The following is a 4,246-nucleotide window of genomic DNA, read 5'->3' as shown; positions in this document are numbered from 1 at the left end:
AGGAAAGACCGCCCCATCGCGCGCTCGCGCCTCAAGCACAGCAATACGCTCTGCCAAAGACTCAAGTGTCAAGTCGCTTTCAGGACGAGCGCAGCGCGTAAAAGCCAATTCAAGCGTCAAGCGCGGGTTGCGTGCGGTACGCATCTCCCCCATCGTCTCACTCAAAATGCCCAAAATTCGAGCTACGCGATCTGCAGAGCCAAAAGCAGCAGCCTCTTCACTCAACTCTCCAAGTTCTTCTTGGTTGGAATACACAACATTTGCCTGGGGGCCAACAGCTGCAATCACATACACATCACGCAGGTGCGCTGCCCACTCACGGGTAAACTGAAGTAGATCTTGGCCTTCGTCAACCAAAGTGCCAACTTCAGAAAAAAGTTGAACTACATCACGTGCCGCAAGTGCCTTTGTCATGCCCGTAAGTATTGCCGAGCCAACTTCGCCCAGCAAGCTCGACGCCATCTCAAAACTCACTAAACCGGCACCAAAAACCGATAGCTGCTCCAACGAGGAGAGCGCATCACGCATGCCACCGTGCGCATGACGAGCAACCAATTCAAGTGCTGCGGGCTCGTAACTAAAATTCTCCTGCTCACAGACATACGCAAGTCGCTGCTGCAACTCCGCATTGCTTATCGAACGAAAATCAAAGCGTTGCACACGCGATAAAATCGTCGCTGGCACCTTTTGCGGATCGGTGGTGCAGAGCACAAAAGTCACGTGCGTTGGAGGCTCTTCAAGAGTCTTGAGCAGCGCATTAAAGGCTGCTGTCGTCAGCATATGAACCTCGTCGATGATATACACCTTGTGACGCCCACTCACAGGAGCAAAACTGACGTTATTGATAATCTCTTCGCGCACATTATCAACGCCTGTGCGTGATGCCGCATCAAGCTCGTAGACATCGGGATGCTCTCCCGCTGCAATAAGCTGGCATTGCTCACAAGTGCCATCAGGCAACTGACCTACCCCACGCTCGCACATCAAAGCTTTTGCCAGCAAGCGTGCCATGGTTGTCTTGCCCGTTCCCCGCGGCCCACAAAACAAATAAGCATGGCTGGTGCGGCCTTCAACAATTGCATGTTCCAACGTAGAAACCACATGTTGTTGTCCAACAACATCTTCAAATGTCTGGGGACGATATTTGCGATAGAGCGACTCCATGCTTCCTCCGTACAGGTTGGGTGAATACTAAGTATACCCACCGACCTAGGCTACAGAGTACCCAGAGTCAAACGAAAAATTTATAAGCAGAGCATCTCAGTGCCTAGTGCGATAACAACAGCTTAGTTCCAATCACGGTACGAATGGAAAAATGCCCGGGTTTCAGGATCGCTGGGATTGTCCATAACATCATGAGGTGTACCGTTTTCGGCCACCTTGCCACGGCGAAGCAAAACAATGCGATCAGCCGCGCGATGAGCAAAGCCCATCTCATGTGTTGCCATCAAAATCGTAGCACCTTGATTTTTGAGCTCCTCAACCATTTCGAGCACTTCACCAACGAGCAACGGGTCAAGAGCAGAGGTAATCTCATCTAGTAGCAGTAGTTCGGGCTCCATCATAAGCGCACGTGCAATGGCTACACGCTGTTGTTGACCACCAGAAAGGCGATCGGGAAATTCGTGAGACTTGACATCCATGCCAATGCGCTTGAGCAGTTCCATCGCGCGCTCCTCGGCACGTGCTCGATTCCAACCAAACACTTTACGGGCAGCCAGAGTGACATTGTCAATAACGCGCATGTGAGGGAAGAGATTGAATTGCTGGAAGACCACACCTATGCGCGCGCGGGTTTTATCTTGATCTATGCGGGGATCGGTAATGTCGGTATCTCCCAGCCAAATTTGCCCATCATTGACCTGCTCGAGGAGGTTGACGCACTTCATCAAGGTTGATTTGCCCGAACCCGAAGGTCCCAACACTGCTACTGTCTCGTGTTTGCGTACATCAAAAGAAATATGATTGAGCACAACATTATCGCCAAAGCGCTTGACCACACCGTCAATACGCAGGACTGGCTCACCCACCACTCGCTGTTCGCGCTTGCTATTGTCTGCACGAGCAATCAAATCTGCCACAAAAGCTCCCCTATACCATGCCAGACGTCTGCTCACGCTTGCGCAGGCGCGCGGTGTACCAGTCGTTAAGAATAATAAACGGTATGCTCATGAGGATAAAAAGCAAGCTTGCAACCACATAAGGCGTGTAGTTAAACGAGCGTGACACCGCAATCTGTGCTGCACGAACTGCGTCAACCGCACCCAAGGTCGAAATCAAGCCCACATCTTTTTGCATAGAGATAAAGTCATTCATCAGTGCAGGTGCAATCTTGCGTAGTGCCTGCGGGATGATAACAAGGCGCACTGTTTGGCCCGACGTCAACCCCAACGATCGGGCAGAGGCACGCTGTGATGGGTGCACATCTTCAAAGCCTGCGCGCAATACCTCGGCAATATAGGCGGAGTAACTCAAAATAACTGCAACGGTACCTAGTATCGCTGAGTGCATGCGCCCAAAAAGTCCGAGGCCAGGAATACCAAAGCCAATCAGATACAGCACCACCAGCATAGGAATGCCACGCATAATCGTTGTATAGGCACGCACCAGCACACGCAAAGGGAAAAGTACGGGCGATTTGGAAATGCGCACAACTGCCAATAAGGTACCAAGCACTGCTGTGCCGGCAAGAGCATAAACTAGCACGCGCATATTGAGCCACAAGCCATCAAGCACCTTGGGGAACGAATCGGCAAAATATTCGGGTGAAAAAAACATCTCGCGTACACGCGGCCAACCAGGAGATGCGTTGAGAATCACACCCACAGCTACAACAAAAGCAACTGTGCTCAGCAAACTCACCACAACAGAACGCATACTCTGGTGACGTCGGAACGCCTCACGCTCCTGCTCGATGCTGCTTACTTCAGTATCGAGTGGTTTGTCGTCTGACATCCTATCCACCTTTTCCATAAATCACAACCACCCACAAGAGCTGGTAATTTTCTTGCCCTATGCAAAGAATGTGCGGTTGGGCTGATGGGTCGTAATAACAACGGCAGGACGGAAGAGTGGTCCGCCTGCCGTCGAAATATGAGTATTACTCAGAAAGTGTAGGAATCTCGGTGGTGTACTCTGCCATCCACTGCTTGGTAAGTTCTTCAATCTTGCCGTCTTTGGTCAGGGCATCAACAGCGGCTGTAACAGGAGCGGTAAGCTTAGAACCCTTAGGCAGAATAAAGGCAAGAGGCTCTGCTTTCGAACCAGGAATCTGACCAATAAGCTTGGCATTATCAAGCTCACCATTATCAGGATTTGCCATGTAAACAGCTGTGGGAGTATCCGTCACAAGACCGTCAATCTGGTGCAAGTTGAGTTGAGAAGCCGAGTCAACCGTGTCACCCAAAGGTTGGACATTACTGCCAATCTTATCCTGCGTCCAAGCTAGGGCTGTAGAAGAAGCATCCATACCAATGGAAGCATCCTTGAGCTCAGACAAAGAAGTTGCTTTTGCAAATTTGTCGTGATCCTTAGCGGCATCTACAACCACCGATTGGGTCGGGGTGAAATAAGGGCTCGAGAAGTCCACGGCAGCCTTACGCTCTTCAGTAATGCCAAATTGCTGGATGTTGACATCCCAGTCTTTATCGCCGGGAGTAATTGCATTATCAAAGCTCGTGCGCACCCAAACAACATCGTCATAAGCAAAGCCAAGCTGAGCTGCAACAGCATAGGCAACAGCGGCCTCAAAACCCTCGCCAGTCTCGGGAGCATCATCCATGACATAGGGAGGCCAAGCAGGCTCACCCGTAGCAATAGTCAACTTGCCCGCCTCATGAGTGGCAAGTGCCTTTGCCTCATCGGTAGTGGTGGCAACAGGATAAGAAGCCTTAAAAGCAGCGGCCTTCTCCGCCTTTGCAGCATCATTGCTCGCAGAGCCCGCAGCGCTACCCGCGGCGCTGCCGCTATTCTGAGGTGCCTTGTTTGAGCATGCGGCCAAAACCATGGCGCTTCCTGCACCAGCAGTAATAACTGATGCCTTCAAAAAGTTACGCCTATCAAGATTCGCCATTTGCGTAGTCCCTCCTCAACGCGCTCGTAACAACTACGAGCATGTTATGGCAACAAAAGCTGTCGCCCTACGAAACCTATAGCACTATTATCCTAGCAATCAGTCGCTTGGTGTGCGAGCTAAGTCAAGAAATGGCCGGCTAAACGTAACATTCATTTCTGTCACCGCTATAAG

At 51.0% G+C, this 4,246-nt stretch carries 4 protein-coding genes; all 4 read right to left on the bottom strand.

Annotated features, from left to right (window positions below; all coding sequences use genetic code 11):
• Nucleotides 1–1,164 (bottom strand): DNA polymerase III subunit gamma/tau (gene dnaX / locus Q0X25_RS07485; RefSeq protein ID WP_298580725.1); only part of this gene is annotated, 1,164 nt, incomplete at its 3' end.
• A 122-nt stretch (nucleotides 1,165–1,286) separates the two neighbouring features.
• On the bottom strand, nucleotides 1,287–2,081 hold the full coding sequence (locus Q0X25_RS07480) for an amino acid ABC transporter ATP-binding protein (protein ID WP_298580723.1): 795 nt from the start codon (nucleotides 2,079–2,081) through the stop codon (nucleotides 1,287–1,289).
• 10 nt (nucleotides 2,082–2,091) lie between these two features.
• Entirely contained in the window at nucleotides 2,092–2,955 is an 864-nt protein-coding gene (locus Q0X25_RS07475; protein WP_298580720.1) for an amino acid ABC transporter permease, read from the bottom strand.
• A gap of 145 nt (nucleotides 2,956–3,100) precedes the next feature.
• A complete protein-coding gene (locus Q0X25_RS07470; RefSeq protein WP_298580717.1) occupies nucleotides 3,101–4,072 on the bottom strand; it encodes a transporter substrate-binding domain-containing protein in 972 nt (323 codons plus the stop codon).
• Nucleotides 4,073–4,246: the final 174 nt, after the last annotated feature.

It is taken from the genome of uncultured Olegusella sp. (assembly GCF_947253395.1).
GTDB lineage: Bacteria > Actinomycetota > Coriobacteriia > Coriobacteriales > Atopobiaceae > Olegusella.
The sequence above is the reverse complement of the archived record's forward strand: the minus strand, read 5'-3'. Positions and strand labels throughout refer to the sequence as shown.

Coding starts and splice junctions, on each gene's coding strand:
- Q0X25_RS07475 (WP_298580720.1), bottom strand. CDS start 2,955: ATGTCAGACGACAAACCACTCGATACTGAAGTAAGCAGCATCGAGCAG.
- Q0X25_RS07470 (WP_298580717.1), bottom strand. CDS start 4,072: ATGGCGAATCTTGATAGGCGTAACTTTTTGAAGGCATCAGTTATTACT.